Raw genomic sequence first — 20,749 nt, 5'->3', positions numbered from 1 at the left:
GCTCATGGACAAGCGCCTGGCCTTGCGTTGTTGGCACCACGTTCGCGGCGCAGATGCCGCGAACCTCACACATAAGCGCCCGCAAGCGCAGTTTCACTCACGGACCATCCTGCCCATGACCTCGAACATTCCATCGCACAGCGCCGCCATGCCCATCGTGCAACGCCGCTTCCGCCTCTCCCGCCTGGTGTCGCTGGTTGCGCTGATCGCCCCGCTGGCGATGGCGCAGACCACCGTCAGGATCGACCTCACCAAGCCTGGCCTGCCGGTCAGCCCGACCCTGTACGGTTTGATGACCGAGGAGATCAACTTCTCCTACGACGGCGGCCTGTATGCGGAACTGGTGCGCAACCGCGCCTTCAAGAATCACGGCTACACGCCGGAACACTGGTCGCTGGTGCAGGACGCCGGCGGCAGCGCCGCGATGGCGCTCGACGAGCGTTACCCGGTCGCCGGCACTGCCCTGACGACCAGTCTGCGGATCGACGCCGAGAACGCTTCGCCGGGTCACCGTGTCGGTATCGCCAATGCGGGCTACTGGGGCATCCCTGTCACGCCGAACACCAGCTACCGCGCCAGCTTCTACGCCAAGACGTCCGGCGCCGCCGGCGTGCCGCTGACCATTAGCATTGAAGGCGTCGACGGCAAGACCGTCTACGCCCAGGCCGAAGGCGGCCGCATCGACGGCCAATGGAAGCGCTACAGCGTCACCCTCACCACCGGTGCGAACGTCAAGCCGACCGCCGAAGCGCGCCTGGTGCTTGCCACCGAAAGCCCGGGCAAGGTGTGGTTCAACCTGGTGTCGCTGTTCCCGCCGACCCACAAGGACCGGCCGAACGGCCTGCGACCCGACCTGATGCAAAAGATGATCGACATGAAGCCGGGCTTCCTGCGCTTCCCCGGCGGGAACTATGTCGAAGGCGGCAGCGTGACGAACCGCTTCAAGTGGAAGGAAACGCTGGGCCCGATCGACCAGCGCCCAGGCAATCCCGGCACCTGGGGCTACCGCTCCACCGACGGCATGGGGCTGCTCGAATTTCTGCTGTGGTGCGAGGACATGAAGGCCGAGCCGGTGCTGGCGGTGTTCGCCGGCTACGCGCTCAACGGCGAGTCCGTCCCAGTCGGCAAGGAACTGCAGCCCTTCGTCCAGGACGCGCTCGACGAAATCGAATATGTGACCGGCGACGTGAGCACGAAGTGGGGCGCCAAGCGCGCCAAGGACGGCCATCCGGCGCCGTTCAAGCTGCGCTATGTCGAGATCGGCAACGAGGATGGCTTCGAGAAGAACAAGACCTACGACGGCCGCTACACCCAGTTCCACGACGCCATCAAGAAGAAGTACCCGAAGATCAAGCTGATCTCCACGGTCAATGGCAAGGACTGGCTGGGCCAGCAACAGAAGTTGTCCAGCCGGGTGCCCGACCTGATCGACGAGCACTACTACTACAACCCGATGGAAATGATGAACGACGCCGCGCGCTATGACAGTTATGCGCGCAGCGGGCCGAAGGTCTTCATCGGCGAATGGGCGGGGCAGGAAGGCTCGCCGACCACCAACCTGCACGGCGCACTGGCCGATGCCGCCTTCATGGCCGGCATGGAGCGCAATGCCGACATCGTCGAGATGTCCTGCTACGCGCCGCTGTTTGTGAACGTGAACCCGGGCGGCATGCAGTGGCAGTACAACCTGATCGGCTACAACGCGCAGTCCAGCTACGGTTCGCCGTCGTACTACGCGCAAAAGATGTTCAGCAACTATCTGGGCAATGTTTCGCTGCCGGTGCACGCCGAGAAGGTCAGCACGCAAACCTGGCAGCAGCAGCCCAAGAAGGAGACGCCGCAGGACGTGCCGCCGGCCAGGCAGGTGCCGACGATGTTCTTCTCGGCGACCAAGTCGGACCAGCGCGGCGAGATCTACCTGAAAGTCGTCAACGCGATCGGCAACGCGCAGACGGTGCAGGTCGACCTGGCCGGCGCCGCCAAGGTGGCGGCCGAAGGCGAGGCCATCGTACTGAGCTCGGCGCACAAGGAAGACACCAACACCATCACCGAGCCGACCAAGGTGGTGCCGGTGACGAGCAAGGCGAGCGGGCTCGGCAAGCAGTTCAGCTACAGCTTCGCGCCGTATTCTGTGACGGTGCTGGTGCTGTCGACCAAATAGGCCGCCAGTACCGCGTGGACGCGCTGTGTCGGTTCCTTGGTTTACATGGCATTCCGACACAGACGCGGCGACCGCGCCAGGCGTTCGGCCAGAGGTGAGAGACTGGCCCATACCGAAATCGACATGGCTTGACGGAGAAATGTCATTGGTCGCGCATCACTGGCCTTCCTACCATCGGCTGTCACAAGACCTCAGATGGAGACAACCATGAGAATTCTGCGCCGCAGCCTGCTGGCCGCCGCTTTGCTGACCCCCGCGTTCGGCGCCCTTGCCGCCCCGCTCGTCATGGGCTTCTCCCAGGTGGGCGCCGAAAGCGAATGGCGCACCGCCAACTCCGCGTCCATCAAGGCCGCGGCCAAGGAGGCCGGCATCACGCTGAAGTTTGCCGACGCGCAGCAAAAGCAGGAGAACCAGGTCAAGGCGATCCGCAGCTACATCGCCCAGAAGGTCGACGTCATCGCTTTCTCGCCAGTCGTCGAATCYGGCTGGGACACGGTGCTCAAGGAAGCCAAGACGGCCGGCATCCCTGTCATCCTGACCGACCGCGCCGTCAAGGTGGCCGATCCGTCGCTGTACGTGACCTTCATCGGCTCGGACTTCGTCGAAGAAGGCCGCAAGGCGGGCAAGTGGGTGCTGGAGCGGGCGGCCAAGGCGCCGGGCGGCGCCCTGAACATCGTCGAGCTGCAGGGCACCGTGGGCTCGGCCCCGGCCATCGACCGCAAGAAGGGCTTCGAGGAAGCCATCAAGGGCAACCCCAAGCTGCAGATCATCCGTTCGCAGTCGGGCGAGTTCACGCGTGCCAAGGGCAAGGAAGTGATGGAGTCCTTCCTGAAGCAGCGCGACAAGAAGATCGACGTGCTGTTCGCGCACAACGACGACATGGCGATCGGTGCCATCCAGGCGATTGAAGAGGCGGGGCTCAAGCCCGGTCAGGACATCGCCATCGTGTCGATCGACGGCGTGCGCGGTGCCTTCGAGGCGATGAAGGCCGGCAAGCTCAACGTGACCGTCGAATGCAACCCGCTGCTGGGGCCGCAGCTGATGCAGTTGGCCAAGGACGTGGTCGCCAAGAAGCCGGTAGAAAAGCGCATCACCGTGACGGAGGGCGTGTACACGGCGGATCAGGCGGCCAAGGAATTGCCGAACCGGAAGTACTGAGTGAGAACCGAGGACAGGACCTGCGTCCTGTCCGACGCCTCACGAAGGACTCGGCGCTTGCGAGCGCCGAGGCTTGAGAACGCGAAACCATGACTCTCCATAGAACCGCCGAGCCCGTGCTGGAGCTCTCCGGCATCCACAAAKSCTTCCCYGGCGTCAAGGCSCTSASSGACGTCAGCCTGCGCCTSTWCCCCGGGGAGGTTCAYGCGCTGATGGGCCAGAACGGYGCCGGCAAGTCCACCCTCATCAAGGTGCTGACCGGCCTCTACACGCCCGAAGCCGRCACCATCAAACTCGGCGGCGAGACCATCGCCCCGCGCCGCACCGAAGAAGCCCAAGCCCTCGGCATCCAGACCGTCTACCAGGAGGTCAACCTCTGCACCAACCTCAGCGTCGCAGAGAACATCTGCGCCGGGCGCTTCCCGCGCCGCTGGGGTCGCATCGACTGGTCTGCGGTGAACGCCGAAGCCAAACGAGTGCTCGCCCAGATGGACCTCGACATCGACGTGACCACGCCGCTGTCGCGCTACTCGCTGTCCGTCCAGCAAATGGTGGCCATCGCCCGCGCGCTGCGCGTGCAGGCCCGCGTGCTCATCCTCGACGAGCCCACCTCCAGCCTCGACGACGCGGCCGTGCAGCGCCTCTTCACCGTGCTGCGCCGCCTGCGCGAGCAGGGCCTGGCCATCCTCTTCGTCACCCACTTCCTCGACCAGACCTATGCGCTGGCCGACCGCATCACGGTCATGCGCAACGGCGAGACCGAGGGCGAGTACCTGGCGAGCGACCTCAGCCGTCTGGCCCTCGTCAACAAGATGGTGGGCGCGCCGCCCGACCAGCAGCCCACCCGCCTGGACAGCCAGGCCCCGACCACCGGCGCCGCGGTGTTGAAGGCGCAAGGGCTGACCCGGCGCGGCGCGCTGCACCCGCTGGACCTGGAGCTCAAGCGCGGCGAGGTGTTGGGCCTGGCCGGCCTGCTGGGCTCCGGCCGCACCGAGGCCGCGCGCCTGCTGTTCGGCGCCGACGCCGCCGATGCGGGTCATGTGGAAACCGAAGGCCGTACGGGCCGCTGGCACTCGCCGCGCGAGGCCATCGCCGCCGGCATCGCCTTCTGCTCGGAGGACCGCAAGCACGAAGGCGCCATCCTCGACCTCTCGGTGCGCGAGAACATCTTGCTTGCGCTGCAGGCCCGGCACGGCCTGGACCTCGTCATGAGCCGTGAAGCGCAGCAGGCCCTGGCCGACGACTACATCAAGCGCCTGGGCATCAAGACGCCGAGCGCCGACACGCCCATCGGGCAACTCAGCGGCGGCAACCAGCAGAAGGCCCTGCTGGCGCGCTGGCTGGCCACGAATCCGGCCGTGCTCATCCTCGACGAGCCCACCCGAGGCATCGACGTGCGCGCCAAGGAAGACCTGATGGATGCCGTGCGCGCCCTGGCCCACAAGGAAGACGGCAGTGGCATGTCCATCCTCTTCATCTCGTCTGAGTTGCCCGAGGTCCTGCATTGCAGCGACCGCGTCCTCGTGATGCGCGACCGCCGCGCCGCCGGCGAATACCGCCGCGGCGAGCTGGACGAACGCAGCGTGCTTGAAGTCATCGCCGCGGAGCCTGTCTCGGCTGCGGCCTGAGCGTGTCCAACATGAATCACCCCACCGTCCCCGCGCTGCGCGCCGCCCTGGCCACCCTGACCCTGCTCTGCCTGGCGGCACTCACACCGGCCGCGCGCGCGCAGTCACCGACCGGACTTGACGCCCAGGGCCAGGCGCAGCGCCAGCCACTGACGCCCGACGCACGCGGCTTTGCATGGACGCCGCTGGCCGCAGGTGCCCAGGTGCAACTCGGCGCGCTGACCCGCAACATCCTGTTCTACGGGCCAGGCCTCGTCCGAGTGACGGCTCACCTGGGCCAGAGCCATGCCACCCAGCCCAGCCTGGTCGTGGTGGCCGCGCCGCAGGCCGTGCCGCTGAACGTGAAGGAGTCTGCCGACGCGTTGGTGCTGACCAGCGCGGCCGTGCGTGTGGAGATCGACAAGCGCAGCGGAGCCCTCGCCTTCTACCGGCCTGATGGCAGCCTGTTCACCCGCGAGCAGGCGCCCGCCGCGCTCAAGGCCATCGAGATATCCGGCGCGCCGACCTACGCGATGACGCAGGCCTTCAGCCTCACGGCCGACGAGTCGCTCTACGGCCTGGGCCAGTACAACGAGTCCTACATGGACTACCGCGGCCGTGACGTGCTGATGGTGCAGACCAACATCGGCACCGTCCTGCCCTTCATGATCTCGACGCGACGCTGGGGCGTGCTCTGGGACGTCTATTCCAAGATGCGCTTCACCGACGACGCGCAGGGCGCCCGCTTCTGGGCCGAGAGCGCGCCGGCCGGCGCCGACTACTACCTCGTCGCCGGCACGACGATGGACGACCTGATGGCGGGCTACCGCCAGCTCACCGGCGCTGCGCCCATGTTCCCGAAGAGCGCCCTGGGCCTGTTCATGAGCAAGGAGCGCTACAAGACGCAGCAGCAGTTGCTCGACGTCGCGAAGCGCTTCCGTGCCGACCACTTCCCGCTCGACACCATCGTGCAGGACTGGCAGTACTGGGGCGGCGACAAGGACGGCACCTGGAGCGGCATGACCTGGAACGCCGAGCGCTTCCCCGACCCGCGCGGCATGGTCGACACGCTGCACCGCGAACTGAACACCAAGCTGATGGTGTCCATCTGGCCCTCGATCGGTGACGACACGGCACTTGCCAAAGAGCTCGACGCCAAGGGCTTGCGCTTCGCGCCCAAGCACTGGATTTCCGGCAAGGCGCAGGTCTACGACGCCTTCAGTGCCGAAGGCCGCGCCATCTATTTCAAGCACACCAAGAAGGGCCTGTTCGACATCGGCGTGGACGCGCTGTGGATGGACGGCACCGAGGTCGAGGTGGGCGGCGCCGCGCATGACCCCGGCGAGGTCGAGGCCGACATCAAGCGCCTCGGCCGCAATGCCATGGGCGACTTCACGCGCTACCTCAACGTCTACAGCCTGGTCACGACGCGCGGCGTCTACGAAGGCCAGCGCGCCAGCAGCAACAAGCGCGCGATGACGCTGACCCGCTCCGCCTGGGCCGGCCAGCAGCGCTACGCCGCACTGCCCTGGTCGGGCGACACGACGGCCAGCTGGGCGACGTTGCGCGCGCAGATCGCCGGCGGCCTGAACGTCGGCATGGCCGGCACGCCTTACTGGACGCAGGACACCGGCGGCTTTTTCGTGCCCTACCCGGGCGGCGAGCGCAACCCGGCCTGGCGCGAGCTGTACGCGCGCTGGAACCAGTTCGGCATCTTCAACCCCATCTACCGCATCCACGGCACGGACGTCGAGCGCGAGCCCTATCTGTACAAGACGCTGGACCCGGCCGTCTACCGTTCGTTGCTGAGCGCCGCGCAGCTGCGCTACCGGCTGCTGCCCTATCTCTACGGCCTGGCCTGGCGTGCGCACGAAGAGGGCTACGTGATGATGCGCGGGCTGGCGATGGACTTCCCCGACGAGACCGCGCTACGCAAGGTGGACGACACCTATATGTTCGGCCCGGCCTTCCTCGTACAGCCCGTCACGCACTCCACGCTCTATGCCGAGGTGCCGCCCGCCGCCACCATTCCCGCCAGCGCGCTGCGTACGCCTTCTGGCGAGCCGGGGCTGGCGCTGGAGTACTTCGCCGGCATGAATTTCGAGAAGCCGGCCAGCCGCACCGTAGACGGCCCGGTCGCCCACGACTGGCCGCCCGCGCCGCTCGGCAGCGTGCCGCCCGGCCTGCAGAGCCTGAACCAGTTCTCGGCGCGCTGGCAGGGCACGCTCGTCGTGCCCGAATCGGGTGAGTACGAGATCGGTGTCGAGGGCGACGACGGCTTCCGCCTGTGGCTGGACGACAAACTCCTGGTCGACGACTGGAAGAACGGCGCCGCGCGCTTCGAGGGCAAGCGCGTCATGCTGAACGCCGGCCAGGCCGTCAAGCTGCGTATCGAGTTCTATCAGGACGGCGGCGGGCGCAAGCTGCGCCTGGCCTGGCGCACGCCCGGCCAGCTGCTGGCGCTTGCCGACCAACAACGCCAGATCGACAAGCGCCAGGCCACGCTRCTGCCGACGGGTGCCGCGTGGTTCGACTTCTGGAGCGGCCGCCGCCACGCCGGCGGCGAGACCGTGTCCCGCGAGTACCCGCTGGACCAGTTCCCGCTGTTCGTGCGCGCCGGCAGCATCGTGCCGATGGGCCCGGTCATCGAGCACGTCGGCCAGCAGCCCGATGCGCCCTATGAGATCCGCATCTATCCCGGCGCCGACGCGCAGTTCACTCTCTACGAGGACGACGGCGAGACCTACCGCTACGAGACCGGCGAACGTGCGACCGTCACGCTGCGCTGGGACGACGCCCGGCGCACCTTGCAAGTCGGCGCCCGCGAGGGCCGCTTCCCCGGCCTCGTCCAGCAGCGCCGCTTCAACGTGACACTGGTCGATACCAGCGGCCCCAGCACGARACCGCAGTCCGTCCTCTACCGTGGCGAAGCGACGGCGCTGCAATTCACGACCCCATGAGTTCTCCCACGCTTGCCATGTCTTCTCCGCCCGCGCGCGCCGCCCTCTGGCGCCATCCCCTGCTCCGGCCGGTTGCCGCGCTCGCGCTGCTGCTGGCCGTCGCGGCCCTCTTCGTGCCGGGCTTCCTGCACCTGGAGATCAAGGACGGGCACCTCTACGGCAGCCTGATCGACATCCTGCATCGCGCCGCTCCCCTGATGCTCGCGGCTTTGGGCATGACCCTGGTGATCGCCACGCGCGGCATCGACGTGTCGGTCGGTGCCGTCGTCGCGATCGCCGGCACGGTGGCCTGTGTGCTGGTCGGCTCGCACGGCCTGGCCGTCGCCTTCGCCGCGGCGCTGGGCACTGCGCTGCTGTGCGGGCTGTGGAACGGGCTGCTCGTGTCGGCCCTGGGCCTGCAGCCGATCATCGCCACGCTGATCCTGATGGTCGCCGGCCGGGGCCTGGCACAGCTGCTGACCGACGGCCAGATCATCACCGTCTACGAGCCCGCGAGCTTCTTCTGGCTGGGCGGCGGCTATCTGCTCGGCCTGCCGGTGTCGCTGTTCGTCGTCGCGACGGTGGGCGGCCTCACGGCGCTGCTGATGAAGCGCACGGCCCTGGGCCTGTTCATCCAGACCGTCGGCATCAACCCCGTCGCCGCGCGTCTGGCCGGCGTGCGCACCGCGGCCATCGTCTTCTTCGTCTACGTCTATTGCAGCCTCGGCGCGGGTCTGGCTGGGTTGATGATCTCGTCCAACATCAAGAGCGCCGACGCCAACAACGCCGGCCTGCTGCTGGAGCTGGACGCCATCCTCGCCGTCACGCTGGGCGGCGGGCAGCTCAGCGGCGGCAAATTCAGYCTCGCCGGCAGCCTGATCGGTGCGCTGATCATCCAGACGCTCACGTCCACCATCTACGCGATGGGCGTGCCGCCGCAGGTCACCATGGTCGTCAAGGCCGTCGTCGTGTTCGCCGTCTGCATCTCGCAGTCGTCCGCCTGGTCGACCTGGAAGAAAGCATGAAAGCCTTGCGCGCGGCCATGGCCGCCCCTTCGTTCACCACCTGGGTCAGCGTCGTGCTGATGGCCCTGCTCTTCATTGCCGGCGCCGCCAACTACACAGGCTTCGCGTCCTCGCAGGTCGTGCTCAACCTGCTCATCGACAACGCCTTCCTGCTCGTCATCGCGGTCGGCATGAGCTTCGTCATCCTGTCCGGCGGCATCGACCTGTCGGTCGGCTCGGTGCTGGCACTGACCACCATGGTGGCTGCCTGGCTGCTGCAGGTGGCGCACTTGCCGGCGGAGCTGGTCATCGTCGTCGTTCTGGTGGGCGGCGCGGCCTTCGGCGCGTTGCAAGGCGTGGTCATCCACGTCTTCAGGCTGCAGCCCTTCATCGTCACGCTGGCCGGCATGTTCCTGGCGCGCGGCCTGTGCTTCCTGATCAGCGTGGACAGCATCACCATCGATGCGCCGCTGTTCGTGACGCTGTCGCAGACGCAGATATCGCTCTTTGGTGGCGCCTTCCTGTCTCCCGGTGCCGTGATCGCCCTGGCGATGCTGGGCCTGGGCCTGTGGGTGGCGCACTGCACCGCCTTCGGCCGCACCGTCTACGCTTTGGGCGGCAGCGAGGCCTCGGCGCTGATGATGGGCCTGCCCGTCGGCCGCACCAAGGTCGCCGTCTACGCGCTGAGCGGCTTCTGCGCCTCGCTGGCCGGCCTGCTGTTCGCGTTCTACATGCTGAGCGGCTACGGCCAGCATGCCCAGGGCGTGGAGCTGGACGCGATCGCAGCCGTCGTCATCGGCGGCACCGTGCTGACGGGCGGGTATGGCTATGTAGCCGGCGCGTTGTCAGGCGTGCTGGTGCTCGGCCTGATCCAGACGCTGATCGCATTCGACGGCACGCTCAGCTCCTGGTGGACCAAGATCGTCATCGGCGCCCTGCTCTTCGTCTTCTGCGCCGTGCAGCGCCTGTTGTCCCTGAAGAAGGTCGTTGCCTGATGGTCAAGCGGCGGTCTCTCGCATCGCCCGGCTGCAAACCATGAAGGTCCCGCCGCGCCGCGCGCTGCTGTTTTGGCTGGCGTCGGGGCTGACATTCAGCGGCGCGGTGATGGCCGATCCGGCATCGCTGGGCGAGCGCGGCCGGCTGATCTTCAGCGATGACTTCAAGCAGGCGCTGGACCCGGCCACCTGGGTCGCGGAGATCGAGGCAAAGCCCGGCTCGACGGTTCGCACCGAGAACGGCCACCTCGTCCTCGACACAGCCGGCGGCGTGACCGTCTGGCTGAACCGGCGCCTGAGCGGCAACCTCCTCATCGAATACCGCCGCCGCATCGTCCTGCAGGGCGGCGCCAACGACAGGCTCAGCGACCTCAACCAGTTCTGGATGGCGACCGGTCCCGGCGGCGTCTCGCCCTTGGGCCGCAATGGCGCGTTCGAGTCCTATGACGCCTTGAGCCTGTACTACTTCGGCATCGGCGGCAACGGCAACACCAGCACGCGGCTGCGCAAGTACGGCGACGGCCAGCGCGTGTTGTTGCAGGAGCGGCTGGACGCCGAACACCTGCTCAAACCCAACCACGACTACCTCGTCCAGACCCTCGTCAAGGACGGTCGCTCAACTGTCTACGTCGACGGCCAGCTGCTCTTCGAGCACCGCGACGAGAGCCCGCTGCGCGAGGGCTGGTTCGGCCTGCGCAGCACCTGGTCGCGCCAGCAGGTCGGTGCGCTACGCATCTACGCGCTGGACTGAGTTAGCCTGCGCAGCGATGCGCTACCTGATCTTCGATTTCAGCGACGGCGACGACGGCATCGCCACGCTGGAGGCCATGGCCTCGACGCGAGCCGAGGAGCACAGCAGCGTGCTGGCCGAGGCCCAGCAGGTGCTGGACTGGGCGCACAGCCACTTCCCTGGTCGCCACGGCCCGGTCGAGGAMGGCCAGGCCTGGGACCACGAGCTGCTCGTGCAGCAGGAAGAGGGCGGTTGGCTGACCGTCACGCTGACGCTGAGCGCGTCGGCGGAATTTCTCGAGGCATTCCTGGCGGTCTACGGCGAGGCCGAAGACTGAGCGCCTTCAACCTTGCAGGCCGCGCCCGCGCTTTGCATGCGCGGACTGTCAGGCAGGCGTCGCCGAGCCCGCGGGGGCTCAGCTCGGTCCAGCCTAACCCTTGAGCGTCTGCTCCAGCACGTGCAGCTGCTGGTTCAGCTCGGTGTTCTTCTGGCGCTCGGCGCCGATCTTGCGCACCGCGTGCAGCACGGTCGTGTGGTCCCGCCCGCCGAAGAGTTCGCCGATCTCGGGCAGGCTCTTCTGCGTCATCTCCTTGGCCAGGTACATCGCAATCTGGCGCGGCCGGGCGATGCTGGCCGGGCGCTTCTTGGAGTACATGTCGGCGATCTTGATCTTGTAGAAGTCGGCCACCGTCTTCTGGATGTTCTCGACACCGATCTGGCGGTTCTGGATGGACAGCAGATCCTTCAGCGCCTCGCGGGCCAAGGTGATGCTGATCTCCTTGTGCGAGAACTTGGCATAGGCCAGCACCTTGCGCAGCGCGCCTTCGAGCTCGCGCACRTTGGMGCGCACGTTCTTGGCGACGAAGAAGGCGACGTCCTCGGGCATGGGCGTGCCCTCGGCCTCGGCCTTCTTGATCAGGATGGCGACGCGCATCTCCAGCTCGGGCGGCTCGATGGCGACAGTCAGGCCGGCGTCGAAGCGGCTGGTGAGGCGCTCGTCGATGTCCACCAGCCCCTTGGGGTAGGTGTCCGACGTCATGATGATGTGGGCCTTCTTGGCCAGCAGCGCCTCGAAAGCGTTGAAGAACTCCTCCTGCGTGCGGTCCTTGCCGGCGAAGAACTGCACATCGTCGATCAGCAGCAGGTCCAGCGAGTGGTACTTGGCCTTGAGCTCGTCGAAAGTCTTGCGCTGGTAGTTCTTGACGACGTCGGAGATGAACTGCTCGGCGTGCAGATAGAGCACGCGGGCGTCCGGGCGGTCCTTCAGCAGCGCGTTGCCCACGGCGTGGATCAGGTGGGTCTTGCCCAGGCCGACGCCGCCGTAGATGAAGAGAGGGTTGTAGGTCACGCCCGGCGCGCCGGCGACGTGAAGTGCGGCCGTGCGCGCCATCTGATTGGCGCGGCCGGGCACCAGCGTGTCGAAGGTCAGCTGCGGATTGATGCGGTGCTTGGCCGAGGCGGGCGCCTGCGAGGGCAGCATGATGGTGCTGGCCGGGGGCGCGCTGACGGGCCGCAGCGCGGCGCTCGGTTCGGCCGGAAACGCCGACGGCTGCTGAGGTGCCTGAGCGGCGCCCGACATCGAGCTGGGCATGGTGATGGGCACGCTCGACGCGTCGCGCGCAACCAGGGACAGCTCCAGCCGCGTCGGGCGGCCGGCCAGTTCGGTCAGGATGGCTTCGATGCGGGCCGCGTACTGACGACGGATCCAGTCGCGCTTGAAGTGGTTGGGCACCTTCAGCGTCGCCACGAGGGCGCTGTCGGCGGCTTCGCCAGACACCGTGGCGGGTGGCAGCGGGCGAATCCAGGTGTTGAACTGCTGTTCAGGCAGCTCGGTGGCCAGGCGCTCGCAGCCCCGCCGCCAAAGCTCTGACGCCCAATCCGGCGAATTCATGCCCTCTAAGCCCGTCATCACGCCCGTCTTCAAAGCCTGCACCCCATCCACCGTATGTTCTTCTTCGCTCATTGTGGAAAACTTCTTTTCGAGCGGCTGGATTGTACGGACCCGAGGCCACCGAAGGACGGGTTATCCACAGAATTTGGCAGGGGGTCAATCCCTGGCAAACCCGGCTTGAGACTGGCGACTTATTGACCGGGTCGGCGGCTTCTGCTGTAATGCCGGGTTTTCGCGCATTGCCGGCCGGTTGCGACTGGTTCGCCATGCGCTTTTCTTGCCGGATACGAACCGGCCATTCTTGCCGGGTGTCAAAACCGGCCTTCTTGCCGGGTGCCAACCGCTGTGCCCGGCCTGCACAAACCCTCCAAAGAGGTTTCCCATGAAGCGTACCTACCAAGCCTCCAAGACCCGCCGCGCCCGTACCCACGGTTTCCTGGTGCGCATGAAGACCCGCGGTGGCCGTGCCGTCATCGCCGCACGCCGCGCCAAGGGCCGCAAGCGCCTGGCCGTCTAAGCCGCGCGACGACGCCACCCGTGCGTCGTCAGCCTGTCGGGCACCCGATGATCGGCAAGCTGCAGCGCCCGGTGGACTTTGAGYGTGTGCTCGGCAAACAAAGCCGGGCCCGCAGCGCGCATTTCGCGCTGCACCATCTCTCGGCCAACCCGGCGCCCAGCGCTTGGCGTGCCGCCAAGTTGCGCACAGCCTCAGCCGAGTTATCAACAGGCGAATCACAGCCTGTTCACAACCCTGTGGAACAGAACCCGCCCACTGCGCCTGAAGGCTGCTGGGTGGGCATCGTCGTTCCCAAGCGGCATGCCAAGCGCTCCGTGACACGCCAGCTCTTGAAGCGCCAGATCCGCGCCGCATTTGCTGCAGCGACCGGCATGCCGCCGGGTTTGTGGGTTGTCCGCTTGCGCGCTCCGTTTGACCGCCAGAAGTTCCCCAGCGCCGCTTCCGACGCGCTGCGCCAGGCTGCCCGAGCCGAGCTGGCTCAGCTTCTGGATAAAGCCATGGCATCCAAGCCGGGCACGAAGACGTGAAGCCGAGCTGGCCCGCCCGCGCTTTGATGGCCATCGTGCGCGGCTACCGCCTCATGCTCAGCCCCTGGCTGGGCAACGCCTGCCGCTTCGAGCCGACCTGCTCCCGCTACTCGCTGGGCGCGCTTGAGAAACACGGTGCGCTGGCCGGCAGCTATCTGACCGTCCACCGCATCCTGCGCTGCCAGCCCTGGTGTAACGGCGGGCACGACCCCGTGCCTGACAATCCGCCGCGGCTGTTTTCCCGCCTCCTCTCTCCCCCCGTGACGCGCGCCTCCTGCGCGTCCTCTTCCTCGTCCGAGTCTCCTCATGACTGATATTCGCCGCACCGTGCTGTGGGTGGTGTTCACGATGTCTCTCGTCCTGCTCTGGGACGGTTGGCAAAAGCACAACGGGCATCCCTCGATGTTCAGCCCGACGCCCAAGACCGTGTCGACGGCACCGGCCGGACCTGCGTCGTCTGGCGTACCGGCAGCGACCGCTGCTGGCGGTACGGCTGCTGCCCAGGCGCCCACGATCGCCGCACCAGTGGCCGCGCTGTCCGAGCAGATCACCATCCGCACCGACGTGCTGACGGTCACGGTGGACACCCTGGGCGGCGACATCGTCCGCGCCGAGCTGCCCAAATACCTGACGTCGCCGGACCCGACCGTCACCGACCAGCTGCTGCAGATGGTGCATCTGCAGAAAAAGCCCGAGTTCACGCCCCAGCCGGTCRTGCTGTTCAATGAGGGCCAGCACTACCGGGCCCAGACCGGCCTGGTCAGCGCCCAGGGCCCGCTGCCTGCCCACACCACGCCGATGACGGCGGTGGCCGGCGAGCGCGAGCTCAAAGAGGGCCAGAACGAGGTCAAGCTGCGCCTGGAATCGGCCGAGGTCGGTGGCGTCAAGCTCATCAAGACCTTCACGTTCAAGCGCGGTGTCTACACGGTGGGCGTCACGCATGAAGTCGTCAACCACGGTGCCGCGCCCGTCACGCCGCAGGTCTACCTGCAGTTGGTGCGTGACGGCAGTACCGTCACCGGCGGCGCGGCTTTCACGCCCAGCTTCACGGGCCCGGCGGTCTACAACAGCAACACCAAGTTCAAGACGCTGAAGTTCGAGGACATCGACAAGGGCAAGGTCGACATCGAGAAGCAGGCCAACGACGGCTGGGTTTCGATGGTGCAGCATTACTTCGCCAGCGCCTGGCTCGTCAATGAAGCCGGCAATCGCGAGTTCTTCGTGCGCAAGCTACCTGGGCAGGCCGGCGTGCGCGGCGACGCCTACGCCACCGGCATGGTTTTCACGCTGCCCACGCTCGCACCCGACACCAGCGCGACCCAGCAGGCCACTCTCTTCGCCGGCCCGCAGGAGGAAAACAACCTCTCAGCACTGGCGCCGGGCCTGGAGCGCGTCAAGGACTACGGCATGCTGACCATCCTGGCCGAGCCGTTGTTCTGGCTGCTGGACAAGCTGCATGGCTTCATCGGCAACTGGGGCTGGACCATCGTTGCCCTGGTGCTGCTGCTCAAGATCGCGCTGTACAGCCTGAACGCCAGCGCCTACAAGTCCATGGCCCGCATGAAGGCCGTGGCGCCCCGCATCAACGAGATGAAGGAGCGCCTGAAGGACAAGCCGCAGGAAATGCAGCAGGAGATGATGAAGATCTACCGCGAGGAGAAGATCAACCCCATCGGGGGCTGCCTGCCCATCTTCCTGCAGATGCCCATCTTCATGGCCCTGTACTGGGTGCTGCTGTCCACCGTCGAGATGCGCCAGGCGCCGTGGACGCTGTGGATCACCGACCTGTCCGTGCGCGACCCCTACTTCATCCTGCCGCTGCTGATGATGGCGTCCAGCCTGTTCCAGGTCTGGCTCAATCCGCCGGCCGCCGATCCCATGCAGCAGAAGATGATGTGGATCATGCCCGTGGCCTTCGGCGTCATGTTCTTCGTCTTCCCGTCCGGCCTGGTGCTGTACTGGCTGACGAACAACATCCTGTCCATCGCCCAGCAGTGGCTGATCAACAAGCGATTGGGCGTGAACTGAATCACGTGAATCTGCACAGCCCCCGCACCCGGGGGCTTCTTTCTGCCCGGGGTTAGCAGTTCAATGGCTTCGCGGGGCAGAGAACACCGGCCCGGACGGGACTCACGAGAGCGCCCGAACCGAGCCTCCCCCGCGCCAACCTCTGATGCAGCCGCTCCTTCGAGCGGCTGTTTCTTTTTGCGCCGCGACAATTGCATTCATGCTCGCTCGTCACGCAGACACCATTGCTGCCATCGCCACCGCTCCCGGGCGCGGCGCCGTGGGCATCGTCCGCGTGTCGTCACCACAAGGCCTCGCGCCGCTCATTGAAGCCGTCTGCGGCCGCGCGCTGAAACCTCGCGAGGCGACCTACCTGCCGTTCCGCGATGAAGCCGGCGCGGCCATCGACCAGGGCCTGGCCCTGCACTTCCCGGCGCCGCACTCCTACACCGGTGAGCATGTGCTCGAACTGCAGGCCCACGGCGGCGCCGTCATCATGCAGCTGCTGCTGGCGCGGGTCATCGAGGCCGGCGCGAGCGTTCGGCTTGCCGAACCGGGCGAGTTCACGCAGCGCGCTTTCCTGAACGGCAAGCTCGACCTTGCCCAGGCCGAGGCCGTGGCCGACCTCATCGATGCCAGCACCGAGGCGGCCGCGCGCAGCGCGAGCCGGGCGCTGGGCGGCGCGCTGTCGCACGAGGTCGGTGTGCTGCGCGACCAGCTCATCCAGCTGCGCATGCTGGTCGAGGCGACGCTGGACTTTCCCGAAGAGGAGATTGACTTCCTTGAGAAGGCGGACGCCTTCGGCCGTCTGGATCGGCTGGCTGCGCAACTGAGGGAAGTGCAAGCTCGAACTCGCCAGGGCGCGCTGCTGCGCGACGGCCTCAAGGTCGTGCTCGCCGGCCAGCCCAATGTCGGCAAGAGCTCGCTGCTGAATGCACTGGCCGGCGCCGAGCTCGCCATCGTCACGCCCATTCCCGGCACGACGCGCGACAAGGTCAGCCAGACCATCCAGATCGAAGGCGTGCCCCTGCACATCACCGACACCGCCGGCCTGCGCGATGCGACGGCCGACGAGGTCGAGCGCATCGGCGTGGCGCGATCCTGGGATGCGATCGCGGACGCCGACGTCGTGCTCTTCCTGCACGATCTGGGCCGCGTCGGCCAGGCGGACTACGAGGCCGAAGACGAGCGCATCCGCGCGCGGCTGGTCGGTGTGGACGCAAGCCGCATCGTGCAGGTGTTCAACAAGGCCGACCTGGCTGGCGCGCCCGAAGGCGAGATTGCGCTGAGCCTGAAGACGGGCGAAGGCCTCGAAGCGCTGCGCCAGCGCCTGCTGCGGACGGCCGGCTGGCAAGCGGTGCCCGAAGGTTTGTTCATCGCTCGCGAGCGCCACGTGCAGGCCTTGGCGCGCACGGCTGAGCACCTGGCCTTGGCTCGCGAAGTTGCCGCTCAGCGCGACGCAGCGCTGGACTTGCTCGCCGAGGAGCTGCGCCTGGCCCACGATGCGCTGGGTGAAATCACCGGCGTGTTCTCGGCCGATGAGTTGCTCGGCGTCATCTTCAGCAGCTTTTGCATCGGCAAGTAGGGATTTCTGGAGTCGGCGCCACAACGGCACAAGAACGAATCCCTAACCGCACAATCCTCCTCCAAGTTGAGGAGGAACGTCGTGCATGAGGCCGCAGCTCGGCCGACAAGCATTGACTGTCCCTTGCTACAACCGGTGTACTGCGCCCATCTCAAAAGAGGGAGTCTCCATGTTGAACTTCACCGGCAAAACGGTCTGGGCATCTTTGCTTTTGCTCGCCATTGCGGCGCCCACGAGCGCAGCGGACTATGCGCTTTCAGCGGACGGGAATGCGGTCGTCCGCGTGGTGCCTCAGACGTCCATCGGGAGCGCAGGATTCAACACCTCGCTCGTCACCTCTGCCTATCCGGGTTGGACAGTGAATACCGCCGGTGGAGTGGCCGGCAGCAGCATCACCCCAGGGACCTATTCGGCAGGATGGAATCAGGGCAGTGGGGGTGCACAGTTCACCGCAACTTACAGTCAAACCAGCGCCGTTGCCGCGGGGCACCAACTGCACTGGCTGCAGTTCATCGACACCAACCAGCCTCTCGGTGGCGCGTCTACGCCCTACATTGACCCACGTCCGAACGACGATAACCTGCCCTTCTACTGGACCACCAGCGAAGTGGCCGGAAAGTCAACCAGCAAGTCGGTTGCGTTCAGCGACTATTCGAAGCGCGGCGCCAACGCGCTCAATGCCGTCAATCCGGTGACCTGGAACGCCAGCCTTTATGCGGTGGAATATGACGGCGCCACGGGCATCACCGTGCGCGGCGGCGTGACTTGGGGCTGGACCATGAAACCCGCGACGGTTGGCTCGTCCAGCGCAACGTTCACCAGTCCGACACCCGGCTGCCCACCGGCCACCTGTTCCGGGCTGGGCACGCCCGCCGTGAACTGGGGCATCGGCGAACCAGGTTCGCTGAGCTTCACCGCGGCAGCCTTTTCCCCTGTGGTGGGTGACTTGTTCAAACTCGGGACCTTGACCTATCACAACGGTGCAACGCAGGTTGGAAGTGCGCTCGACGCGATCGGCCTCGATATAGCGATGAACTTTGCGAATGTCTCCGAAGCCAACTTCACCTACCACTCGCAGCTGGCCATCACCAATACGACCAACACGAACGACCCCATCGCGAGCGCCGACTTCGTCCGGTTCACGTCCGGCGGATTCACCAACACCTTCAACGTGCTCGAAGGCGGAACTGCGTCTGTCGACCTGATGGCACGGCTGACGCCGGTCCTGCAGGTCACGCCAAGCAGCACGGGCACCGGCGCCGACAAAGACCCGATTGGCGCGCCGGACCCGGCCATCCAAGGCTTCCAAGTCGAACTCGTTAGTTTTGCCAACGCGACGGCGGGTGGTTTCATCTCGTCGGTCCCTGAGCCCGCGACGCTTGCGCTTTGGCTCGTCGGCCTCTGTGCAATCGGGGCCGCTCGGCGCCGTTCCTAGAGCCGTGCGCGCGCTGGTGGTGCTCTTGCTGGCGTCGATCTCCGGCCCCGTGGGTGCTTCGGGCACGCCGGAGAACTGCATATGTTTCGAGCATGTGGGCATCCAGGACAAACCCATGCCAGACTTCTGCTTGAGCTCGCGCGACTGCACGGCCTGCGCCAAGACCGAGACCGAGACGCTGGTGCTGCCCACACCTGAATGGGCATCGGTCCAGGCCAGCCTCAGGCCGGCGGCACCGCCTGGCTTTGGGCAAAGGCTGGGCGACTACATCGCGCGCGCGCCGGATGGCTCCGCGGCAGGCGCCATTGACGGCGAGGCCATGCGTGGCCTCGTCCGGTCTCTCATCGCCTCGGCTGAGCGCCGAAACGCCGTGCCGGCGCCGCTGTTGCTGCGCCTGCAAGCCCGCCTGCAAGACGCACCCCACTGACTTGCGGGACTCAGGCATCGCCCGGAGTCTGACGAAGGTCTAAAAGCTGGGCTTCAGGATCTAAGCGAGTCATCCGATCGCGATCCTTATGCGTTCTTGACTCGAGGGAACCAAGCTTGATACCGGCTTGGTACCCCGCTACCCAGAGTGGCACAGTCCCGATGCACGAGGAGCTCGCATGCGACCCCTTCAACACGTCAGCGTCACAACCGAAGCCGCGCAGCACCGGCCTAAACCACAGGCCAAGCCCGTCGCACTTGTTCCGCCGCGCGACGAGATGTGGCGCTCGCGCCGCGTGCTGTCGGGGTCCGACTGGATGGACGCCTGGGTGCAGAAACCCGGCAAGCGGTGATCAGGCGTCGTTGAACAGCGGGTCGGGCAGGTAGAGGCCGGGCTCAATGGTCATGCCGAACAGGCTGCCCGACAGCGGGCGGGCCATCAGGTCGGCGGTGCTGAGGCCTTCGCGGGCCGTCGTGACGAGGATCTGGTCATCGGCCGGGCCGCCAAACGCGGGGCAGGTGACATTGCTGACTGGCACCGAATAGCGCCCCAGCAGCCGGCCGTCGGGCGCGTAGCGGGCCACCGCCGCGTTGCCCCACTCGGCATTCCACAAACAACCCTTGGCATCGATGACGGAACCGTCCGGCCAGCAGTTGTCGTCGAATTCCTTCCTCGCGAACAGGCGCGGCTCGCTGACCTGGGCGCTGTCCGCGTCGTAGTCGCAGACCATCATGCGAGGGGTGGTCGTGTCGCAGTAGTGCATGCGCTTGCCGTTGGGGCTGAAGCAGATGCTGTTGGAGATGCTCACGCCGTCCAGCGCCAGCCGGCGCAGGCCGTGGGCCAGCGAGTACTGGTAGAAGCTGCCGATGCGCTGGCGCGGATTCGCTTCGTCCAGCGTGCCGAAGACGAAGTTGCCACTGCGGTCGCAGCGGCCGTCGTTGGCGCGCGTGGTGGGCAGGTGGGCTTCCAGTGGCGTGAGAGTCTCGGGCTCGGCAGCGATGCTGCCGGTGGCTTGCAGGTCGGGCAGCGTCAGGCGCGCGAGGCGCTTGGCCATGGCCAGGATGATGGCGCCGGAGCGGCCATGCACGAAGCTGCCCACGCGCTCGGGCAGGCGCACCTGCAGCGTGGCGCTGTCGCCGGGGGTCCATGCGTAGATGCAGGCGCCTTCGATATCGGTCCACCACCAGCGGCCACTCGCGGCATGCCATTGGATGCCTTCGCCAAGGTTGTTGGCCAGGGCAAGGGCGAGGGCGAAAGGGTGTTCAGCTTGCATCGGGTGAGGCTTCCAGGCTTGCGCGAGCCTGCTTGCGGGCGAGGGCCGCCGCGTGGCGGCGGCGCTCGTCGGGAGTGAAGGGGCGCAGCGGCGCCACGGCCACCGGCTTGTTGTCGTCGCCCACGGCCACCATCGTGAAGTAGCAGCTGTTGACGTGGCGCGTCTCCTGCGTGCGGATGTTCTCGGCCACGACCTTGATGCCGACTTCCATCGACGAGGTGCCGGTCATGTTGACGCTGGCCAGGAAGGTGACCAGCTCACCGACGTGGATGGCCTGGCGGAATATCACCCGGTCCACCGACAGCGTCACGACATAGCGGCCGGCATAGCGACTGGCGCAGGCATAGGCGACCTGGTCGAGCAGCTTGAGGATGTTGCCGCCATGGACATTGCCGGCGAAGTTGGCGGTGTCCGGCGTCATCAGCACCGTCATCGTCAGTTGGTGGGCGGGCAGGTCCATGGCGTTCTCTTAGCGGTCAGGAGAAGCGATGGA

Annotated in this window: 19 protein-coding genes; 16 read left to right on the top strand and 3 right to left on the bottom strand. The window is 66.6% G+C overall.

Annotation, left to right across the window (positions count from 1 at the left end):
- Positions 1-115 precede the first annotated feature (115 nt).
- From ACXJKR_RS01160 to ACXJKR_RS01125, 8 genes are all read left to right on the top strand, one after another.
- Positions 116-2,161 (top strand): alpha-L-arabinofuranosidase C-terminal domain-containing protein, encoded by a 2,046-nt coding sequence (locus tag ACXJKR_RS01160; RefSeq protein WP_457320037.1) that lies wholly within the window; start codon positions 116-118, stop codon positions 2,159-2,161.
- Between the two features lie 207 nt (positions 2,162-2,368).
- The gene (locus ACXJKR_RS01155; protein ID WP_457320035.1) at positions 2,369-3,319 is read left to right on the top strand and encodes an ABC transporter substrate-binding protein; all 951 of its coding nucleotides are present in this window, start codon (positions 2,369-2,371) and stop codon (positions 3,317-3,319) included.
- Between the two features lie 89 nt (positions 3,320-3,408).
- Positions 3,409-4,947 (top strand): sugar ABC transporter ATP-binding protein, encoded by a 1,539-nt coding sequence (locus ACXJKR_RS01150; protein WP_457320033.1) that lies wholly within the window; start codon positions 3,409-3,411, stop codon positions 4,945-4,947.
- Between the two features lie 11 nt (positions 4,948-4,958).
- Complete coding sequence (locus tag ACXJKR_RS01145) at positions 4,959-7,886, top strand: TIM-barrel domain-containing protein (protein ID WP_457320031.1); 2,928 nt, start codon at positions 4,959-4,961, stop codon at positions 7,884-7,886.
- Positions 7,887-7,903: 17 nt separating this feature from the next.
- Positions 7,904-8,890 carry an ABC transporter permease gene (locus ACXJKR_RS01140; RefSeq protein ID WP_235531769.1) on the top strand — a complete coding sequence of 329 codons (987 nt, stop codon included), beginning with the start codon at positions 7,904-7,906 and terminating at the stop codon, positions 8,888-8,890.
- Positions 8,887-9,864, top strand: coding sequence for a galactofuranose ABC transporter, permease protein YjfF (gene yjfF / locus ACXJKR_RS01135; RefSeq protein WP_457320029.1), 978 nt, complete (start codon positions 8,887-8,889; stop codon positions 9,862-9,864). Before ACXJKR_RS01140 ends, yjfF begins: the two co-directional genes overlap by 4 nt.
- A 40-nt stretch (positions 9,865-9,904) precedes the next feature.
- Entirely contained in the window at positions 9,905-10,615 is a 711-nt protein-coding gene (locus ACXJKR_RS01130) for a DUF6250 domain-containing protein (protein WP_457320027.1), read from the top strand.
- A 16-nt stretch (positions 10,616-10,631) separates the two neighbouring features.
- Positions 10,632-10,931 (top strand): hypothetical protein, encoded by a 300-nt coding sequence (locus tag ACXJKR_RS01125; RefSeq protein WP_457320025.1) that lies wholly within the window; start codon positions 10,632-10,634, stop codon positions 10,929-10,931.
- A gap of 93 nt (positions 10,932-11,024) precedes the next feature.
- Here ACXJKR_RS01125 and dnaA read toward each other — a convergent pair whose 3' ends face one another.
- Positions 11,025-12,485 (bottom strand): chromosomal replication initiator protein DnaA, encoded by a 1,461-nt coding sequence (gene dnaA / locus ACXJKR_RS01120; RefSeq protein WP_457320061.1) that lies wholly within the window; start codon positions 12,483-12,485, stop codon positions 11,025-11,027.
- A gap of 382 nt (positions 12,486-12,867) precedes the next feature.
- Between dnaA and rpmH the strand changes: the two genes are divergently transcribed.
- From rpmH to ACXJKR_RS01080, 8 genes are all read left to right on the top strand, one after another.
- The gene (rpmH, locus tag ACXJKR_RS01115; protein ID WP_054021782.1) at positions 12,868-13,002 is read left to right on the top strand and encodes a 50S ribosomal protein L34; all 135 of its coding nucleotides are present in this window, start codon (positions 12,868-12,870) and stop codon (positions 13,000-13,002) included.
- A 47-nt stretch (positions 13,003-13,049) separates the two neighbouring features.
- Entirely contained in the window at positions 13,050-13,529 is a 480-nt protein-coding gene (locus tag ACXJKR_RS01110) for a ribonuclease P protein component (protein ID WP_457320022.1), read from the top strand.
- Between the two features lie 26 nt (positions 13,530-13,555).
- Positions 13,556-13,843 carry a membrane protein insertion efficiency factor YidD gene (gene yidD / locus ACXJKR_RS01105; protein ID WP_056192512.1) on the top strand — a complete coding sequence of 96 codons (288 nt, stop codon included), beginning with the start codon at positions 13,556-13,558 and terminating at the stop codon, positions 13,841-13,843.
- Positions 13,836-15,557: a membrane protein insertase YidC gene (yidC, locus tag ACXJKR_RS01100; protein ID WP_457320020.1), complete on the top strand. Its 1,722-nt coding sequence runs from the start codon at positions 13,836-13,838 to the stop codon at positions 15,555-15,557. Before yidD ends, yidC begins: the two co-directional genes overlap by 8 nt.
- A 199-nt stretch (positions 15,558-15,756) precedes the next feature.
- Positions 15,757-17,121 carry a tRNA uridine-5-carboxymethylaminomethyl(34) synthesis GTPase MnmE gene (gene mnmE / locus ACXJKR_RS01095; protein WP_457320018.1) on the top strand — a complete coding sequence of 455 codons (1,365 nt, stop codon included), beginning with the start codon at positions 15,757-15,759 and terminating at the stop codon, positions 17,119-17,121.
- Positions 17,122-17,290: 169 nt separating this feature from the next.
- Complete coding sequence (locus ACXJKR_RS01090; RefSeq protein ID WP_162247719.1) at positions 17,291-18,556, top strand: choice-of-anchor K domain-containing protein; 1,266 nt, start codon at positions 17,291-17,293, stop codon at positions 18,554-18,556.
- A gap of 115 nt (positions 18,557-18,671) precedes the next feature.
- The gene (locus ACXJKR_RS01085; protein ID WP_157280993.1) at positions 18,672-18,983 is read left to right on the top strand and encodes a hypothetical protein; all 312 of its coding nucleotides are present in this window, start codon (positions 18,672-18,674) and stop codon (positions 18,981-18,983) included.
- Between the two features lie 178 nt (positions 18,984-19,161).
- The gene (locus ACXJKR_RS01080; protein ID WP_157280995.1) at positions 19,162-19,335 is read left to right on the top strand and encodes a hypothetical protein; all 174 of its coding nucleotides are present in this window, start codon (positions 19,162-19,164) and stop codon (positions 19,333-19,335) included.
- Here the strand turns inward: ACXJKR_RS01080 and ACXJKR_RS01075 are convergent, their stop codons facing one another.
- A complete protein-coding gene (locus tag ACXJKR_RS01075) occupies positions 19,336-20,256 on the bottom strand; it encodes an SMP-30/gluconolactonase/LRE family protein (RefSeq protein WP_457320015.1) in 921 nt (306 codons plus the stop codon).
- Positions 20,246-20,716: an acyl-CoA thioesterase gene (locus tag ACXJKR_RS01070; RefSeq protein ID WP_056191257.1), complete on the bottom strand. Its 471-nt coding sequence runs from the start codon at positions 20,714-20,716 to the stop codon at positions 20,246-20,248. Before ACXJKR_RS01070 ends, ACXJKR_RS01075 begins: the two co-directional genes overlap by 11 nt.
- Positions 20,717-20,749: the final 33 nt, after the last annotated feature.

It is taken from the genome of Roseateles sp. P5_E11 (genome assembly GCF_054049355.1).
Note: the sequence above shows the minus strand (reverse complement) of the source record. Positions and strands in the feature narration are given on the sequence as shown.

Coding starts and splice junctions, on each gene's coding strand:
- rpmH (WP_054021782.1), top strand. CDS start 12,868: ATGAAGCGTACCTACCAAGCCTCCAAGACCCGCCGCGCCCGTACCCAC.
- ACXJKR_RS01070 (WP_056191257.1), bottom strand. CDS start 20,716: ATGGACCTGCCCGCCCACCAACTGACGATGACGGTGCTGATGACGCCG.
- ACXJKR_RS01090 (WP_162247719.1), top strand. CDS start 17,291: ATGTTGAACTTCACCGGCAAAACGGTCTGGGCATCTTTGCTTTTGCTC.
- mnmE (WP_457320018.1), top strand. CDS start 15,757: ATGCTCGCTCGTCACGCAGACACCATTGCTGCCATCGCCACCGCTCCC.
- ACXJKR_RS01130 (WP_457320027.1), top strand. CDS start 9,905: ATGAAGGTCCCGCCGCGCCGCGCGCTGCTGTTTTGGCTGGCGTCGGGG.
- ACXJKR_RS01075 (WP_457320015.1), bottom strand. CDS start 20,256: ATGCAAGCTGAACACCCTTTCGCCCTCGCCCTTGCCCTGGCCAACAAC.
- yidD (WP_056192512.1), top strand. CDS start 13,556: ATGGCCATCGTGCGCGGCTACCGCCTCATGCTCAGCCCCTGGCTGGGC.
- ACXJKR_RS01160 (WP_457320037.1), top strand. CDS start 116: ATGACCTCGAACATTCCATCGCACAGCGCCGCCATGCCCATCGTGCAA.
- ACXJKR_RS01085 (WP_157280993.1), top strand. CDS start 18,672: ATGCCAGACTTCTGCTTGAGCTCGCGCGACTGCACGGCCTGCGCCAAG.
- yjfF (WP_457320029.1), top strand. CDS start 8,887: ATGAAAGCCTTGCGCGCGGCCATGGCCGCCCCTTCGTTCACCACCTGG.
- ACXJKR_RS01080 (WP_157280995.1), top strand. CDS start 19,162: ATGCGACCCCTTCAACACGTCAGCGTCACAACCGAAGCCGCGCAGCAC.